At 36.9% G+C, this 16,344-nt stretch carries 11 protein-coding genes; 3 read left to right on the forward strand and 8 right to left on the reverse strand.

The genetic code is table 11. The features are described from left to right. Positions 1-85: 85 nt before the first annotated feature. Together MOO47_RS02655 and MOO47_RS02660 are read left to right on the forward strand one after the other, a co-directional pair. Positions 86-1,558 (forward strand): UbiD family decarboxylase, encoded by a 1,473-nt coding sequence (locus tag MOO47_RS02655; RefSeq protein ID WP_249513255.1) that lies wholly within the window; start codon positions 86-88, stop codon positions 1,556-1,558. 7 nt (positions 1,559-1,565) lie between these two features. Further along, the gene (locus MOO47_RS02660) at positions 1,566-2,129 is read left to right on the forward strand and encodes a UbiX family flavin prenyltransferase (RefSeq protein WP_249513256.1); all 564 of its coding nucleotides are present in this window, start codon (positions 1,566-1,568) and stop codon (positions 2,127-2,129) included. A gap of 110 nt (positions 2,130-2,239) precedes the next feature. Here the strand turns inward: MOO47_RS02660 and MOO47_RS02665 are convergent, their stop codons facing one another. The 4 genes from MOO47_RS02665 to MOO47_RS02680 all read right to left on the reverse strand — a co-directional run bounded on the left by MOO47_RS02665 (position 2,240) and on the right by MOO47_RS02680 (position 6,996). Next, entirely contained in the window at positions 2,240-3,064 is an 825-nt protein-coding gene (locus MOO47_RS02665) for a histidine phosphatase family protein (RefSeq protein WP_249513257.1), read from the reverse strand. Between the two features lie 10 nt (positions 3,065-3,074). Next, on the reverse strand, positions 3,075-5,003 hold the full coding sequence (locus MOO47_RS02670; RefSeq protein WP_249513258.1) for a beta-glucoside-specific PTS transporter subunit IIABC: 1,929 nt from the start codon (positions 5,001-5,003) through the stop codon (positions 3,075-3,077). 29 nt (positions 5,004-5,032) lie between these two features. Next, positions 5,033-5,881: a PRD domain-containing protein gene (locus MOO47_RS02675; protein ID WP_249513259.1), complete on the reverse strand. Its 849-nt coding sequence runs from the start codon at positions 5,879-5,881 to the stop codon at positions 5,033-5,035. 170 nt (positions 5,882-6,051) lie between these two features. Then, the gene (locus tag MOO47_RS02680; protein ID WP_249513260.1) at positions 6,052-6,996 is read right to left on the reverse strand and encodes a Dyp-type peroxidase; all 945 of its coding nucleotides are present in this window, start codon (positions 6,994-6,996) and stop codon (positions 6,052-6,054) included. Positions 6,997-7,112: 116 nt separating this feature from the next. Here MOO47_RS02680 and MOO47_RS02685 point away from each other — a divergent pair, with 116 nt between their 5' ends. Then, positions 7,113-8,387: a dicarboxylate/amino acid:cation symporter gene (locus tag MOO47_RS02685; RefSeq protein ID WP_249513261.1), complete on the forward strand. Its 1,275-nt coding sequence runs from the start codon at positions 7,113-7,115 to the stop codon at positions 8,385-8,387. Between the two features lie 43 nt (positions 8,388-8,430). Here MOO47_RS02685 and MOO47_RS02690 read toward each other — a convergent pair whose 3' ends face one another. Genes MOO47_RS02690 through essB form a run of 4 tightly spaced genes read right to left on the reverse strand, consistent with a single transcriptional unit; the run spans position 8,431 to position 16,332 of the window. Further along, entirely contained in the window at positions 8,431-10,017 is a 1,587-nt protein-coding gene (locus MOO47_RS02690) for a MucBP domain-containing protein (RefSeq protein ID WP_249513262.1), read from the reverse strand. Between the two features lie 12 nt (positions 10,018-10,029). Continuing rightward, positions 10,030-10,740 carry a class A sortase gene (locus tag MOO47_RS02695; protein WP_249513263.1) on the reverse strand — a complete coding sequence of 237 codons (711 nt, stop codon included), beginning with the start codon at positions 10,738-10,740 and terminating at the stop codon, positions 10,030-10,032. 13 nt (positions 10,741-10,753) lie between these two features. Further along, entirely contained in the window at positions 10,754-15,160 is a 4,407-nt protein-coding gene (essC, locus tag MOO47_RS02700; protein WP_249513264.1) for a type VII secretion protein EssC, read from the reverse strand. Continuing rightward, positions 15,157-16,332: a type VII secretion protein EssB gene (gene essB, locus MOO47_RS02705; RefSeq protein ID WP_249513265.1), complete on the reverse strand. Its 1,176-nt coding sequence runs from the start codon at positions 16,330-16,332 to the stop codon at positions 15,157-15,159. Before essB ends, essC begins: the two co-directional genes overlap by 4 nt. Positions 16,333-16,344: the final 12 nt, after the last annotated feature.

Consider the following 16,344-nt stretch of genomic DNA (forward strand, 5'->3'; position numbering starts at 1 on the left):
TCAAATTGATATTTACCTGCCATAACTTCTATAGTAGGGAGGTGAACTTTCAAGTAACAAACAATTCACTAGGAGTTGATTATAGATGACGGAAGAAAAATGGGATTTACGTAAAGTTTTGTCAGAGATTAAAGATGATCCTATAAATTACCACGAAACTAATGTATCTGTTGATCCTGATGCACAATTAGCAGGTGTTTACCGTTATATTGGTGCAGGTGGCACAGTCGAACGCCCAACTCAAGAAGGACCTGCAATGATGTTTAACAATGTGAAAGGTTTTCCTGGAACGCGAGTTCTGATCGGTTTAATGGCTAGCCGCAAAAGAGTCGGCAAGATCTTACATCATGACTACCAGACGTTAGGACAATTTTTTAATGAAGCTGTCACTCATCCTATTTCGCCGGTAGTCGTGGAAGAAAAAGATGCCCCTGCACATGAAGTGATTCACCGCTCTACCGAAGATGACTTTGATATTCGCAAGCTAGTTGCTGCACCAACCAATACTCCCCAAGATGCCGGGCCATATATTACAGTCGGTGTAGTTTTAGGTTCCAATATGGAAAAAAGCATGTCCGATGTTACAATCCATAGAATGTGCATTGAAGACAAAGATACACTGGGAATCTATATCATGCCTGGTGGCCGCCACATTGGCGCATTTGCTGAAGAATACGAAAAAGCCAATAAACCAATGCCAATTACTATTAACATCGGACTGGATCCAGCAGTCACGATCGGCACAACATTTGAACCCCCTACAACACCTCTTGGCTACAATGAATTGGGCGTTGTCGGTGCCGTTCGGCAACAGCCTGTAGAGCTAGTTCCCGGAATTTCCGTGGATGAAAAAGCTATCGCTAGATCTGAGTACACCTTAGAAGGTTACATTATGCCTAACCAGCGGATACAAGAAGATATTAATACCCATACCGGCAAAGCAATGCCTGAATTTCCAGGCTATGATGGCGATGCCAATCCGGCTGTTCAAGTGATCAAAGTGACCGCTGTTACCCATCGTAAAGATCCGATTATGCAAACTGTGATTGGCCCCAGCGAAGAGCATGTCAGCATGGCAGGAATTCCGACTGAAGCCAGTATCTTACAGTTAGTTAATAAAGCTATTCCCGGAAAAGTAACCAAAGTTTATAATCCGCCTGCAGGGGGTGGCAAATTAATGACTATCATGCAGATCCACAAAGACACTGAGGCTGATGAAGGAATTCAACGCCAAGCAGCTTTATTGGCCTTTTCCGCCTTTAAGGAGTTGAAAACTGTTTTCTTAGTAGATGAAGATGTCGATATTTTTGATATGAATGATGTTGTTTGGACGATCAACACTAGATTTCAAGCCGACAAAGATCTGATGATCCTACCGGGAATGCGCAATCATCCACTAGATCCTTCTGAGCTCCCAGAATACGATCCAAAATCCATTCGTTTTCGCGGGATGAGCTCTAAATTAGTCGTCGATGGTACCGTACCATTTGATATGAAAGATCAATTCACAAGAGCGCAATTTATGAAAGTACCAGACTGGAAAAAATATTTGGAGTGATAGAAAAATGAAAAGGATCATTATTGGAATAACTGGCGCTTCAGGTACAGTCTATGCTGTTGACCTCTTACAAAAAATAAAGCAATTTGCTGACGTGGAAACTCATTTAGTCATGAGCAAATGGGCCAAGCAAAACTTAGCGTTAGATACAGATTACCAACTAAATGATATAACTGCCTTAGCTGATTATGTTTATGACGACCGCGATCAGAGTGCTAAAATTGCTAGTGGCTCTTTTTTAGTGGATGGTATGGTTATTGTTCCCGCCAGCATGAAAACTATTGCTGGAATTGCTTACGGTTTTGCTGATAATTTAATTGGTAGAGCTGCTGATGTCATGTTAAAAGAGCAGCGTAAACTGGTGGTCGTTCCCCGTGAATCACCGCTAAGCACCATTCACTTAGAAAATCTAACTAAACTATCTCAACTGGGAGTGCAAATTATCCCACCAATCCCATCATTTTACAACCACCCTACATCAATCCAAGACCTCCTTGACCATCAATCAATGAAAACTTTAGATGCCTTGAATATTCCAAATAACTTTTCTAAACGTTGGAATGGCAAGTAACCCAGTGTATAAAAGATGATTAAGAATATAACCAGATTAATATTTATAATTGCTAAATATCAAAAAAACTCCCTATTCTAAAGTAGGGAGTTTTCCAGTTATTTTGTAGTTTACTTATTTAAATCTTTTTTACCTTGATTGAAGTATTTTAGTGAGCCAATTTTACCTTGAACATGGTATTTGCCATTTTTATAAACTAACTTAGTGACAGAATCATTGCCTAATGAATCACCTTTATATTGAGGAATGTTCTCTTTCTCCAAGAATTGATCAATTGCCATCCCCGAGCTGACCACCAATACATTACTATTATTTTTCTGATGCTTAACAATATAATTCATCACATTTTGCATTCGCTGTTTAACCTGATTTGAACTTTCCGCCCGATCGCTCTTTGCTAGATCTGTATGCAAAGTGTTTTTCTTATCTAATTCATAATAACCATCCTGATACTTACTTGGAAAATGCTTACCTTCTTGCTTAGTAAAATCATTACTATCTTTATAGCCAAAATACTTAACAATATCTGGTATATTTTTTGCAGAATCTGGACGAGCTTCATAACTACCAAAATTACCCTCGCGTAAACGCTGATCCACATGCACTTTAACTTTGCCATTATTAGAAGCATCCAAAGTTCCACGAGCTGTTTTTTCTTGGCGAGTTAAATCACCAGCGTAAGCAGATTGAAATTTTGCTTTCTTCAATCCTGCACCTAAATATTTAGCTCCTTGAATACCATTCGGTGTCAATGGAAAATCAGACCAACCTTGTGCTAAATGCATCACATTAGCTGTTGTTTCACCATGGCGTACCACATACAAAATCACTTTTTTCGATGTAGCAGAAACATTTTGCGTTCCTAATGCAATACTTCCGCTTCCCCCCAACAATAATGCTAATAAAATTATTTTACTTAATTTGAATTTACGCATAATATCCCTTCTATTTTAAATTCAATAATTTGTCGCCTTGTGCCACTTGCTTGCCAGCAACAACATTGACTGTATGGTACTTTTTCGTATTAGTAATAATAATCGGACTAGTAATGTCGTAACCTCTATCTTTTATTTTTTGCAAATCAAACTTAATTAAAGCCTCACCCTCTAAAACGTGTTGTCCTTTTTCCACTAATACTTCAAAGCCGTCGCCAGCCAATTGTACTGTATCCATGCCTAAATGAATCAACAATTCTGTACCTGCAGTTGTAATTAAACCAACAGCATGTCCTCCTGGGAAAACCATTTGGACAACTCCAGCATTAGGAGCAACCACCTGACCAATAGTCGGCTTGATTGCTACACCCTTTCCCATCACGCCAGAGGCAAAAACATCATCCTTAATATCTGATAAAGCAATCACAGTACCAGTCAGAGGACTGTTGATGGTGGTGGATACATTATAACTGACATTGGTGTCCTCAACTTCAGTAGTCAGCTTATCACTGGCTTCATCTAATAACGGTGCATCAACACTTTTGCGTCCAAACATTAGTTGTAAAAGGATCCCTAACAACGTAGAAACTAATAAAGCTATAATATAACCTCTAACCGACCAATCTAGACCATTTTTACCAATGGTAGTAGGAATTGAGAATAATCCTAAACCACCCATCATCCAATTTTTGGTGCCAAATAAACCAATCATGCCACCACCGATAGCTGCTGCTATACAGCTCAAAACAAACGGTTTTTTACGTGGTAACGTCAGGCCGTAAATTGCCGGTTCCGTTACCCCAAAGAAGCCAGAAATAACTGCCGGAATCGCTAAACTTTTAGTTTTCTCTTTTTTAGTTTGAAATAACATTGCTAAAACTACACCAGTCTGAGCAAAAGAAGCTCCACAGCTTAAAACAAGAATAGGATCAAAACCCTTTGATGCCAGATTAGCCATTGATGCAGCCACAAATCCCCAATGCAAACCAAACATAACAAAAATCTGCCAAAAACCACCGATCAACACACCAGCCAAGATTGGGCTTAAATTATAAAACATCATACACAAAGCTGAAATCCCATTACCTAACCAAGTTGCTAAAGGTCCTATCACTAGGAAAGTAACAGGAATTGTAATTAATAGCACACAAAACGGAACTAAAAAAGTTTTCACAACATTTGGAATAATTCTGCGCGCTACTTTTTGCACTTTTGAAGCAAACCACATAGCGATAATGACGGGAATAACTGAAGAAGTATAATTCATGGAAATTACAGGAATGCCTAGGAAAGTAGTGTGGATCGGTGATTGCAAAAAACTACCTTGAAAAAGCGTAAATAGCGTTTTTTTACTATTAACTAAAGCCACAATAGTCGGATAGCATAAAGATGCACCAATCGTAGCACCCAAATAAATATCTACTTTAAATTTGCGCGCTGACGAAATACCTAAAATCACCGGCAAAAAGTAAAATAGACTGTCACCAATAGCATTTAAAATAATATAAGTACCTGAACGATTAGTTAAAATATGCATCGCCAAAAATAAAGCGTTGAAACCCTTTATCATACCTGTAGCACATAAAGGTCCTAAAAGCGGGTTAAACAAACTGGAAATCAAATCAATAAAACGATCTAATAAACTCATATGTTTGTTATCTACATAATCATCAGCGACAGCGCCATCATTATTCAGCTTGCCAACTTTAATCAAAGTATTATAAACGTCGCCTACATTATTGCCAATAACTACTTGATACTGACCACCAGATTTAACTAGTGATAAAACACCATCAATCTTCTTGATTTCTTGATCATTAGCTTTATTTTCATTTTTTAGTTTAAAACGCAAGCGCGTGGTACAATGCACAACGCTAGCGATATTGTCAGTGCCCCCAACACCGTCAATAATTTGACGACTCAATTGTTCATAAGCCATATATAACTACTCCCCAAAAATCCTCATTTTTATTCAATTATTTGACGTTGTGTTACCCGCCAAACATGCAAAGTTAAATAAACTTCGTCATCGGGATGCAATTGCCAACCTTCTTTTTTCTGTAAAAAAGAGCTGACCTTTAAAACTGTAGCATAAGCTTGTGGATACTTAGCTTTCATTAACTTTAAAATGTCTGGATCTAACTCCATAGCCGGATCCTCAACGTGTGTTAAATGTTTAATCATAAAAGTTCGTAAGTGGGTCACAAAACGATTAAAATTAAAAGATTCATGGTCCAGTATCATACCATACTGGTATTGAACAATCTCAATAATATTGCTGATCAGCTTAGTTATTTTTATTGTATGTGAAAGATTGATTTTTTCCGAGCAAGTGTTAATAAAGTGATACGCTAATAAAACTGCTTCACCCTCTGGCAAGATCACTTTAGCATGCTCATTAAGGATCTGCAAAGCTACTTCAGCCGCCTGATATTCTTTCGCAAATAAATTTTTGATCTCCCACTTCACAGTACCTTCAATAGCATCATTCTCTTGTTGTGAACGCTGCAATGTAAAATTAATATGGTCAGCTAATGATGCTAATTGATAGCTAGTAAATTTGACATTTAACAACGGTTCTACCGCTTGAATAATTTGCATCGTTAATGAAATAGCATCCGGAGAAATCCTAGCCAAGTCATCAGCTAAAGAAATGCCTTCTTCCACTGCTACATAGCGTTGTTCAATTTTATCTTTGTCAACCTGGTCACCAGGTTTGCATCCAAACCCAATTCCTCGACCTACTACCACCCACTCTACATTGTCATCATCTCTTGCTAAGACAACATTATTGTTGAAAGTTTTTTCGGAAATCATGGATACCTCCATTTTTCGATTTTGAGCAAAAAAATACCTACTCTTATCAAATACCCCTAATATCCGAAAACGAGTAGGTTGATGCCTGATCGAATCAGTTACACACCTTTGTCACAGCCCGTATTATACACAGTCGATGTAAACGCTGTCAATAATTTAGCATGACATGTTCAACATAATTCACCAGCCGCAATTCTCGCCAAAAGTGAACGGGAAGGAATAAAATACATACTACCCGTCAACGGCGTACTAAAATCTAACAAACGATCATTTTGGCTAAACATATTAACCAGCATTCGGTGAGTAACGCTAAAATAACGCGAATAGCCAATAAAATAAGTTCCAGTAATCCCAGTTGCCGGATCTGAATAAGGTACATTCATGCGCACAATCTTATGTTCTACACCATCATCATTATCTTGCGAAACAATATTATGGGCATTGGAATCTTTTTGTTCATCAACTAATTCCAAATCTGAGAACTTCTTGCGACCAATTGCTTTCTCTTGGTCAGTAGTATCTAAATCATTCCAAGCTTGCATATTATGGCGATATTTTTGAGCAAAAGCATATGAACCGTTAATAAATTCAGGGTCTTCTGATCCAATCAACGCATAACTAGCCGTATCCTCGTTGGCTGGATTTTCGGTACCATCAATAAAACCAATAATTGCCCGCCCTTCAAAGTAGCGAAAACCATGAGTTTCATCAACTACTGTTGTAAAATTACGTAAAAAATGACTAAGTTGTTCTACAACTTCATAACAAACAGCCATTTTATGCGCCCGCACATGTAAAAAAAGATCGCCTGGCGTTGCTACCGCTGTATATTTAGGACCCTTAATTTCAGAAAAAGTTACTAATTCTTTAGGAACACTAGCTTTAGGAAACAAATAAGACCAAGCTTGTGCACCAAAACCAATTGCTACTCGCAATTCATCTTCCGGATAACGAATACGCATACTATTTTTGATTGCATTCGCCCGGTCAGCAAACTCTTGAATCAATTCTTGTGCTTGTTGTTGATCAGTCCGATTTAATAATAAAGTAGTAAAAATAATATTTTCGCCAACATCTTTCCAAACATCTTGTGCCTGCAAGGGATTGATTTCCATAATATTCCTCCTTAAATTATCTGTTCTTAATTTACAGCTAATTTAAACCACACGCAAATTGCTGACAGTTGATGTAAAATAAGATACATCATTTAATTAATGCGGGGGATTTTTTCATGTATTTGAAACACTTTAAAATTTCTTTAGGTTGGCAAATTTTGCTCGGCTTAGTGATTGGTATTTTGCTCGGCAGTTTATGCTACCACAATCAGTCAGCAATTACGGCGATGCAAAATATCGGCACAATGTTTATTAGCCTAATTCAAATGATCGTCTTACCAATTGTAATTTCATGTTTGACAGTTGGTATTGCTAACATGGGTGATATTAAAAAATTAGGGCGCATCGGGCTCAAAACTTTATTATATTTTGAATTGATGACTACTTTTGCCATTATTTTAGGATTATTAGTGGGTAATATTTTTCACCCAGGACAAGGGATTGATATTCACAGTTTACATACTCAAGATATCAGTCAATATATGCAAACTGCCAAACACGCACAAAAAAATTCCGGGATTTGGTCTATTATCATGAGCATTATTCCCACTAACTTCTTTCAATCTTTGAGTCAAGGTAGCATGCTACCGATTATTTTCTTTTCCGTCTTTTTTGGCTTGGGAACTGCAGCGATTGGTCCCAAAGGACAAATTATCATTGATTTTTTGCAAGCTGTATCACAAGTCATGTTCACAGTGACTAATTGGATCATGAAAACAGCACCAATCGGAGTTTGTGCCCTAATCGGTGCAACAATTGCGCAATTAGGTTTGTCAGCATTAGCTCCACTAGGCTATTTTATTGTTTTAGCTTATGGCACGATGATCTTATTTATAGTTGGTGTTATGGGAATTGTTGCTCATTTCTTTCAATTAAATATATTTCACTTGCTAACAGTTATTAAAGATGAGGTATTACTAGCTTTTTCTACAGCTAGTTCAGAAGCAGCACTCCCTAAAATAATTTCTAAAATTAGTAATTATGGTGTTAATCAAGGTATTGTTTCATTTGTTATTCCTACTGGATACACTTTTAATTTAGATGGTTCAGCTATTTACCAGTCCTTAGCAGCATTATTTTTAGCACAAGCTTATAATATTCACTTGAGCTTAGGACATCAAATTACTCTATTACTGGTGTTAATGATCACTTCTAAAGGTATGGCTGGTGTTCCTGGAGCATCATTGGTAGTATTACTGGCAACCATGACTACAGTTGGTATTCCCGCCAGCGGCTTAGCTTTAATTGCGGGGGTAGATCGTCTAATAGATATGGGACGCACTGCCGTGAACGTAGTTGGTAATTCTTTAGCAGCGATGATTATTGGTAAATCGGAACACGAATTAGACATGAATACAGCACACAAATATTGGCAAAGTTTTACAAAATAAAAACAATCAATCATTCTGAATGATTGATTGTTTTTTTTATGCCTTAACGTCTACGTAACTTAATTACTGGAATAGAACTCAGACTCATCAATCCCAACAAAATATATAACCAGTAATTTTGTTTTTGATCAGATGTTTGCGGTAAAGAACTGTTATTACCACCTGCGCCACCACCAGTAGCTGGATCATTTGTTGAAGAGCCGTTATTTGATGTACCACCGCTAGATTTAGTAGTTTGCGGATCTGCTGTATAACTACCACCACCGGTACTATTTAACAAAGCGCCATTCGAGTCAGTACTGCCAGTGGTATTAGCGCCTGGATTGTTAGTTTCGGTTGTTGTGGCAGGATCATTGTTAGTGCCAGAACCAGTTAAGTTGCCTGCAGGCGCATCTGGATCAATATTATTATCATCATCTTCATTTCCTGCATTTGGATCAACAGCACTATTATCATCTTTTGTGTAATAGAAAGTTACTTTCTGCGGTGAAGCAGTGAAACTACCGCTTTGATCACCATCAACATTAACTAATTTATAGCCGTCAATATCAATCTTTTTAGCATTATAAGCACTGCCAGTATCGCCACTCAAAGTGACGGTAGTAGCCAATTCTTCATTAGTATCTTTATCCAAATAACGCACTGTCACATCTTTACCGGTTACTGGTTTTTTAGTGTAATAGAAGGTGAAAGTTTGATCACTTTTATCATACTTGCCAGTTTTAGTACCGTCATAAGATTTGTCAGCTGTATAACCTTTAATATCCGGTGCTGCACCGACGTCAAAAACGTCACCCAACTTACCGCTTATCGATGTATCCGGGGCAATAGAATTATTACTATCTTTATCAACATATTTAATTACAACTTTCCCGGTTTTCGGAACTGCTTTATAGTAATAAGTAACATTATTGCCACCACTCACAATCGTACCTGAAGCATTAGAAGGCAGTTTACTCATATCAGTTACCAAATTATATTGTGTTTGATCATCACCATTGATAGTCTTAGGTCGCAAATCTGCTGTTGTCGTATCGTATTGATCACCAATGGAGTAGTCTTTTACTACATCAGCTTGCACGGATTTATTAGTATCAACATCAACATACTTAACCGTCAAAGACGCTTTATTACTGGTATCTGAAGTATCATTCGGGTCAATCTTTTTATACAAATAAATTATTTTTTGCGTAGTTTCTTGATAAGTACCGCTTGTAACACCAACTGTTTTATCAAACTTATAATCTGTAAATTTCTTCTCCTCAGTTGCATAAGGTGAACCCACTGCTTGAGTCATGGTGATATGATCTTGACCATTATCCATAGTGAACGGGATAGCTGTCGCTTCATCTACATAATAAACTTCAACAGTACCCATTTTCTGATCAGCAGCACCAGTTTTAGGTGCGATAAAATCACTTGTTTTAGCTTTATCGTTCGCTTTAGCCGATTTTTTGACCGTGGCTTGATTCTTTAAATTCAATTTATCATTTTGATCATCATAAATCTGCTTTAAGGTAGCGGAACTATCAGAACTATTAACATCAAAAGTCGTGGCTTGAACAACCGAAGTTGCATATGTGGAAAAAATACTAATAACTGCTGTAAAAATTATCAATGAACGTTTCATTAAACATTCCCCCTACTCAATTGTTAAATTACATTTTTTCAAACGTTGTTTGGTGACAGGCTCGGTGCCGGATAGTTCCCCTCGAACCATAGTGCGCATCGAACCTTGGACAATACCCTTATCATAATCTGCACAAGTAATCATTGTTAGCTGTGAACCAAAAGGTTTATCATTAATCACACTTACTTTAGAAGGTGCAAGTTTGCCAACTTTATCAACTATGCGGTACTTATAGATCAAATGTAGGTCAGTCAAATAAACTGCAGCACCCTTTTTTACTTTGTGCAAATTATGAAAAACAGTATTGTTGTTCATATAATGCCCTGCTAAAGCATAATTGCGCTGCCCCATTTCTTGATTGGGTTTCATGGTCGCCACACCGTACAAAATATTGTCACCATTGACCCCATAACCATTAAAGATCGGATTCTTAATTTTTTGGCTCGGAATCGACATAAAACCAATGACATCTTTAGAATTGTTATATGCTCGCAATAAATTTTGCGTTGTTACTGGCTGGACCACTTTGGCGTTAAAACTAGTCTGCTTTTTTTGATTGCGTTCCAATTCTTTAGCTTGGTCTGTCTGCATTGACTCGGCAATAAAGTGATTCATAATCATAGAATGCCCCCACGATGTACTCAAAATACCATAACCAATCAAAAACAAACTCAAACAAATCAAGATTCCATAAAGTACATATTCCAAACTTTTTTTCTTCATGTCTAGCCTCCCATCACTTAGCAGCTTTTGGAATTTGGATTTTGCGACAATTACGTCCTTTGAAGTAATAAGCTTCATCTTCCTGCAAATAACTTTCGTTGGTAATAAATTGGTTATTAATCAAGCTTTGATCCGTCAACCGCGAGCCCAATATACCATTTTTAAGATTATTCTTGAGGTAAGCAACTGGACCACTATAACTACCAGTGATATAACCAACAAAAGTATTAATAATAGGATAAATATTAAGCGTGTGCGCCTGTTGCAAAATCGCCTTTAATTCATCCTCAGTTAAATTGCTATCTGTGACGAAATCTTCAAACTCTTCAAAGCATAAATAGTAAGGTTGCGCTAAACTTTCTTTATCAGCTAGGCGCTGCAACAAATTATCTTTAACATCCTTTGCATCTGCTGTTTGATCTATAATTTGCCCTGTAGCTAAATTATGCTGTATTAAATATTGCAAATTATGTTGTAATAATTGCGTGTATAGAGCTTTTTGTTCATCAGTATCATTTAAAATGAAGAAATAATGTCGTTTTTGAATATCGAAAGCGACACTCTCGGTAGTTTCTTTGTCCACACCTAACGGCATCCCCGCCACAAAAGTATCTGTGACATGTGGCAATTGCAAGAACTGTTGATAAGTCATATCTTCAGGCACCATTGGAATAGACTGTGGCAAAGCACCTTGCCAATCCTCCGCCATTTGCTGAGCTTCTCGTTTAATATCTGCCAACATTTGGAAAGAATTATTATTTTTATTGGGCAACATTGTTTGAAATAAGCGAACAGTATCTAATTTAATCAGCCCGCGTCCTGCCATTTCTTCTGGTTTCATTTGCGTGCGCCCAATAATATCAGCAACTTCACTATCGTCAATCAAGAACAAACTGATCTGCGTCTTGATATTAGCAGATATTTGCATCCGCAAAGCAGAATGCCGATTCGCCGTCAGCAACAAGTAAACGGCAACATTGGCACCTTCTCTAGTAATGCGATCAATCAATGAATTAAATTGTTCAATCCATTTAACTTCTTTAGCTGAATCAATTGTATCAATCACAATCTCAATAACCGGCAACTTAGTTCCTGTTGCTTGCACATACTGTTCATAATTAGCAACGCCTTCACGACTCAACAACTTCTTACGTTGATCAATCGTAGCATCAATAATGCTCATGAATTTCAGCATTTTTTCCGTTTCGTCAATTCGCACCATGTCAGCAACATGTGGCAAATCACGCAATGGCAATAAACCATTTGTCCCAAAATCAAGTAAATAAAAATTGATATCTTGCGGTGAATTTTGTCGTGCCAAACCTAAAACAAAAGTTTGAATAAACGTGGATTTACCATAACCAGGACTTGCAAAGACTGCCATATGCTTGTTTTCTTTCACATCTAAAGTTAAAGTTTGTTGACTTTGTTTATCTGGATAATCTACAATCCCCATCACAGTCTGCAAATTCAAATCTTCTGGCCAAGCTTGCTGATAATCAATGGTTTGATAATCTGGATAAAAAATTTCACTAGCGATTGGTGGCAACCAAGGCCGTGGCAAGCGTTCAATGTGATGCTCAGTAGAATATTCGCCAATGTAATTAATCACAGCTTCTAATTCACTGATTTTTTGTGTGTCTGCGGTCACAGGTTGCGCCTCTGTCAAACCACTGAGATCCGCCGATAAATTCTCGTATTGTCCTAGAGTATTGATACGATAAATAGGATCTAACTCACTTTGATCGACGCTGCGTTCAGGATTATAAGTCCCACCACTATAAGCACTTTGGAATAATTCGTAAATTTCATTATTACCAACTTGCAAATAGGCTCGCCCGGGTTCTACAATTGAAGCCGCATCGGGAGTATGCAGCATTTCCATAGAATCGGCTTTATCTTGCACTTTGAGCGAAATTTTAAAACGCGAATTACTCCAAATTTGTTCATTAACTACTCCACTGGGCTTTTGCGTCGCTAAAATCAAATGAATACCCAATGAACGACCTATCCGTGCTGTAGAAACCAATTCATCCATAAAATCAGGTTGTTCAGATTTTAATTCCGCAAATTCATCACTAATCAAGAATAAATGGGGCATCGCTTCGTCAGCTTTGCCATCATGATACAGTTTTTGATACTGATTAATGTGATTAACATTGTATTTACCAAATAGCTTTTGCCGTTTTTCTAGTTCAGCTTTAATGGAAGCTAGAGCCCGCATACTTTGCGCACCATCTAAGTTGGTAATAGTTCCCAACAAATGTGGCAAGTTATTGAACAAATTAGCCATTCCTCCACCTTTATAATCGATTAATAGAAAACCAACATTATCAGGATGAAAATTAATCGCTAATGAAGCAATGTAACTCTGGATCAACTCTGACTTACCAGAACCTGTGGTTCCAGCAACCAAACCGTGGGGACCGTGGGCACGTTCATGTAAATCTAGATGTACAATATCATCTTTACCGCGTACACCTAAAGGTACCGCCAAACTCTTATAAGGTAATTTATTAGACCACCGATTACTTAAATTCAATTCATGAACATCTTTGACACCATAAAGATCCAAAAAATTAATAGCTTCAGGAATTGAATTTTTTAAACTTTCTTTATGATCTAAAGCCGCCAACCGCCGGATCACCAGTGACAGATCAAAAGTATCATTGTAGTGGTCAGGCTCAAAAGTACGATTGACTAACTCGTCATTTTCGACAATGATCTTTCCATGATGATAGTCACCATATTCAATCACATTTTTGACATGCTCAGGTAGATCATCGACAGAATTTCTGATGAAGATTACGGAAATATTCAATTCAGAAATATCCTTAGCTAAGTATTCCATGATGGCATGATCCAAAACTAATTCTTCGTTATCAATAATCAAAACATATTGCGGTGAAAAATAATTTTGATCAGGCTTATTTTTACTTTCTTTTTGCGTTTGCTCACGTTCTTTGAACATTTGAAATAGCGAAGTTAAAATTTGTCCACGCGTTTTGTCATTATAAACAAAACTTAAAGTATTGTTAGTATCTAACTTGAAATGAGCTAACCAACGCCATTTTTTCCAAGCTTTCAAATCTTTTTCCCGAAAAACAGGAACAAAGATCACTTCATGATAACTTTGAAAAGTCACTAACTGTAACAACATGTTAATCAGCGCTTCTTGCACCAAAGAACGCCGCCCAACTAACCCAGTTGCCCCATGCAGTAAAGAAACTGTTATGGGAACATCATGTACATAGTGTGCATTAGTTGCTAGAGTCGCCGCTTCCAAGCTCAATTCATCTTTATCAAAATCTTTAGGCGAGTAATTGACTTTGAAAGTTGCTGGCATATCACCGCGACCTACACGAAACGCCAAAAAGTCATTTTGAAATTTATTTTTTTCAAAAATACGTGAACTGCCGGTCAAAACCAGCTGAGCCACTTCTTGCAGATCAGGGTAATGATAATTGAGTGCTTGCGTAGTTTCTTTGATTTTATGATTGATATCCACCGTTTTGTCTTGCAAATATTCGTCATAATCGCGCAAACGCTTAGCAGTATCTATTTTGTATTGCTTCTTCTCGGAAAAATAAGAACTAATCGAAAATGAGATCGTGGTCACACTCATAGCAACCATCATCAGCATCATTGTAATGTTCTTGCTCATCATGGAAGTTACAATAGAAATGGCCACCATTACTAGCGGTGGTAAAATAGTCCGCGCTAATTGATTTTTTTGTTTTTCAATTTTGGAGGGTGGATTTTCGATAGTAATATTACCAGTCGGCAATTTATGAATGATGCGTGGGGAGCGATGATATTCAGGATAATCTGTACTGAAAATAGTTGGTTGAATTTCGAGAGGTGTTAGCTGTGTTTTGATAGACTTAGCAGGATTATAATTAGCTACCTGCAAATAATTATCATTAACCAGTTGCAATTCCAAATTATCAAAATAAATAATGGAACCAGCTATAATAGGCTGTTGCTCACTAACTATTTTGTGGTTAACGTAAATTTCACCCTTTGGAACGATAAAAAGTTGATCAGCTTGCTGATATAAGCGTACTGCATTGTTAGACAAAGCACTGACATTAAAAGTATCATGATCACTTGGCCCTAAAGATATAAAATTAGTTGTATTGCGACTAAGATCATACTGCTGTATCAGTGGTTGACCTGTTAAAATCAACTGACAATCTGCAATTTTAATAGGCTTGTTAAATTTCACCGGCTTTTGATTAACTACAAAATCATTTTTATCCGGCTGAATGGCAATTGGTTCGCTAAGCCCAGCAAAATAACCGTTAGTGTTCGTTTGATCAGCAATTGTAAATTTATCGTATTCGTTAAAATCAATTGCAAAACGGGCATAATAATTGTCCTTAAAAATGAAACAAATTAGTTTAGTATTATTTTTCATTTTTTATGATCCTTTTGTAGCTTATGAGAATAAAGATTGATTTGCTTGCTATAACTTTGTAACAACCTCTGCTTTTTGCTTCCCGTCAACTTAGGATTATTATTAGCTGCAGAATACAATTTTGTATAAGAATACATAATCAACTGATTATCACCAATAAATTTTGCCGTGTCCAAAGACTTGTTAAAATCACCACGCCCGTTATAAATCCAATAATCCATGTAATGCGTATCCGAATGAGTATTTAACGAGTTCAAAATATTGTTCTTTTGTAAATGATTTAGATTTTCTACATTGACATAAGACTTAGCTAATAACAACTTATTAGTCAACGGCAATCGCGCTGTTGGTACTTTTTCTAAATCTTCAATTACTTTGTCATAATTGGTGTTCATATAAGCAGTCGTACTAGCATTCAATTTATTGTCTAGTGGTGCTTTAATTAACAAGAAATATCCGGCAACCACGGCTAAAATTATCGTCGTCAAGCCAGTAACCCAGAAACCCTTTTGATAGATTCCCCATTTCTTTTTGGAGATAGTCTTTTGACTGCTTTCACTTTTCGTTTTTTTAACATTATATAATTGCAACAACTCATCTTGAATCAGATCTGGTTCGTCACTGTCAGCAATTTTTCGAATATTTTTGTTATGAATTAAGTTACTTTTCAAAACACCGTTATATAATTTTTCAAATTTATATTGCGGAAAAACTGTACTAATAATCAAAGCTTTAATTTGATCAAATAAGGCTGTATCACTAGTTTGTTCAGGCTTTAAAACACCTTGAATCCCGCGATGCACCACGTGTGGCACTAAATTAATATCGAAAACCAAATTATTAGGATTAACTACGGGTACAAAAGAAGTATCTTGCAACTGCAATAATTGCAACAAATTAATACCCAAACGAATACTATCTAACTCATCTAGTGTTGTAATCAATTGCCGATAAAAGCGAAGTCCATCATTTAACTGATAATTCAATTGGTACATGTCTTTAGCATGACGAACATTCATCGGCAATAACAAATCAGTATTGGCGTCCACCACATTAATCAACTGCTCATCTAAAACGTCAATTTCTGGAATTTCTTCTTGAATATGATCTGGATAAAGCTTCAATTCGTAACTATGATCATCCATAGTAAATTTAATCGTGCGTTCTTTCATTTACTTGTGTCC

It is taken from the genome of Bombilactobacillus thymidiniphilus (assembly GCF_023380245.1).
Taxonomy (GTDB): Bacteria; Bacillota; Bacilli; order Lactobacillales; family Lactobacillaceae; genus Bombilactobacillus; species Bombilactobacillus thymidiniphilus.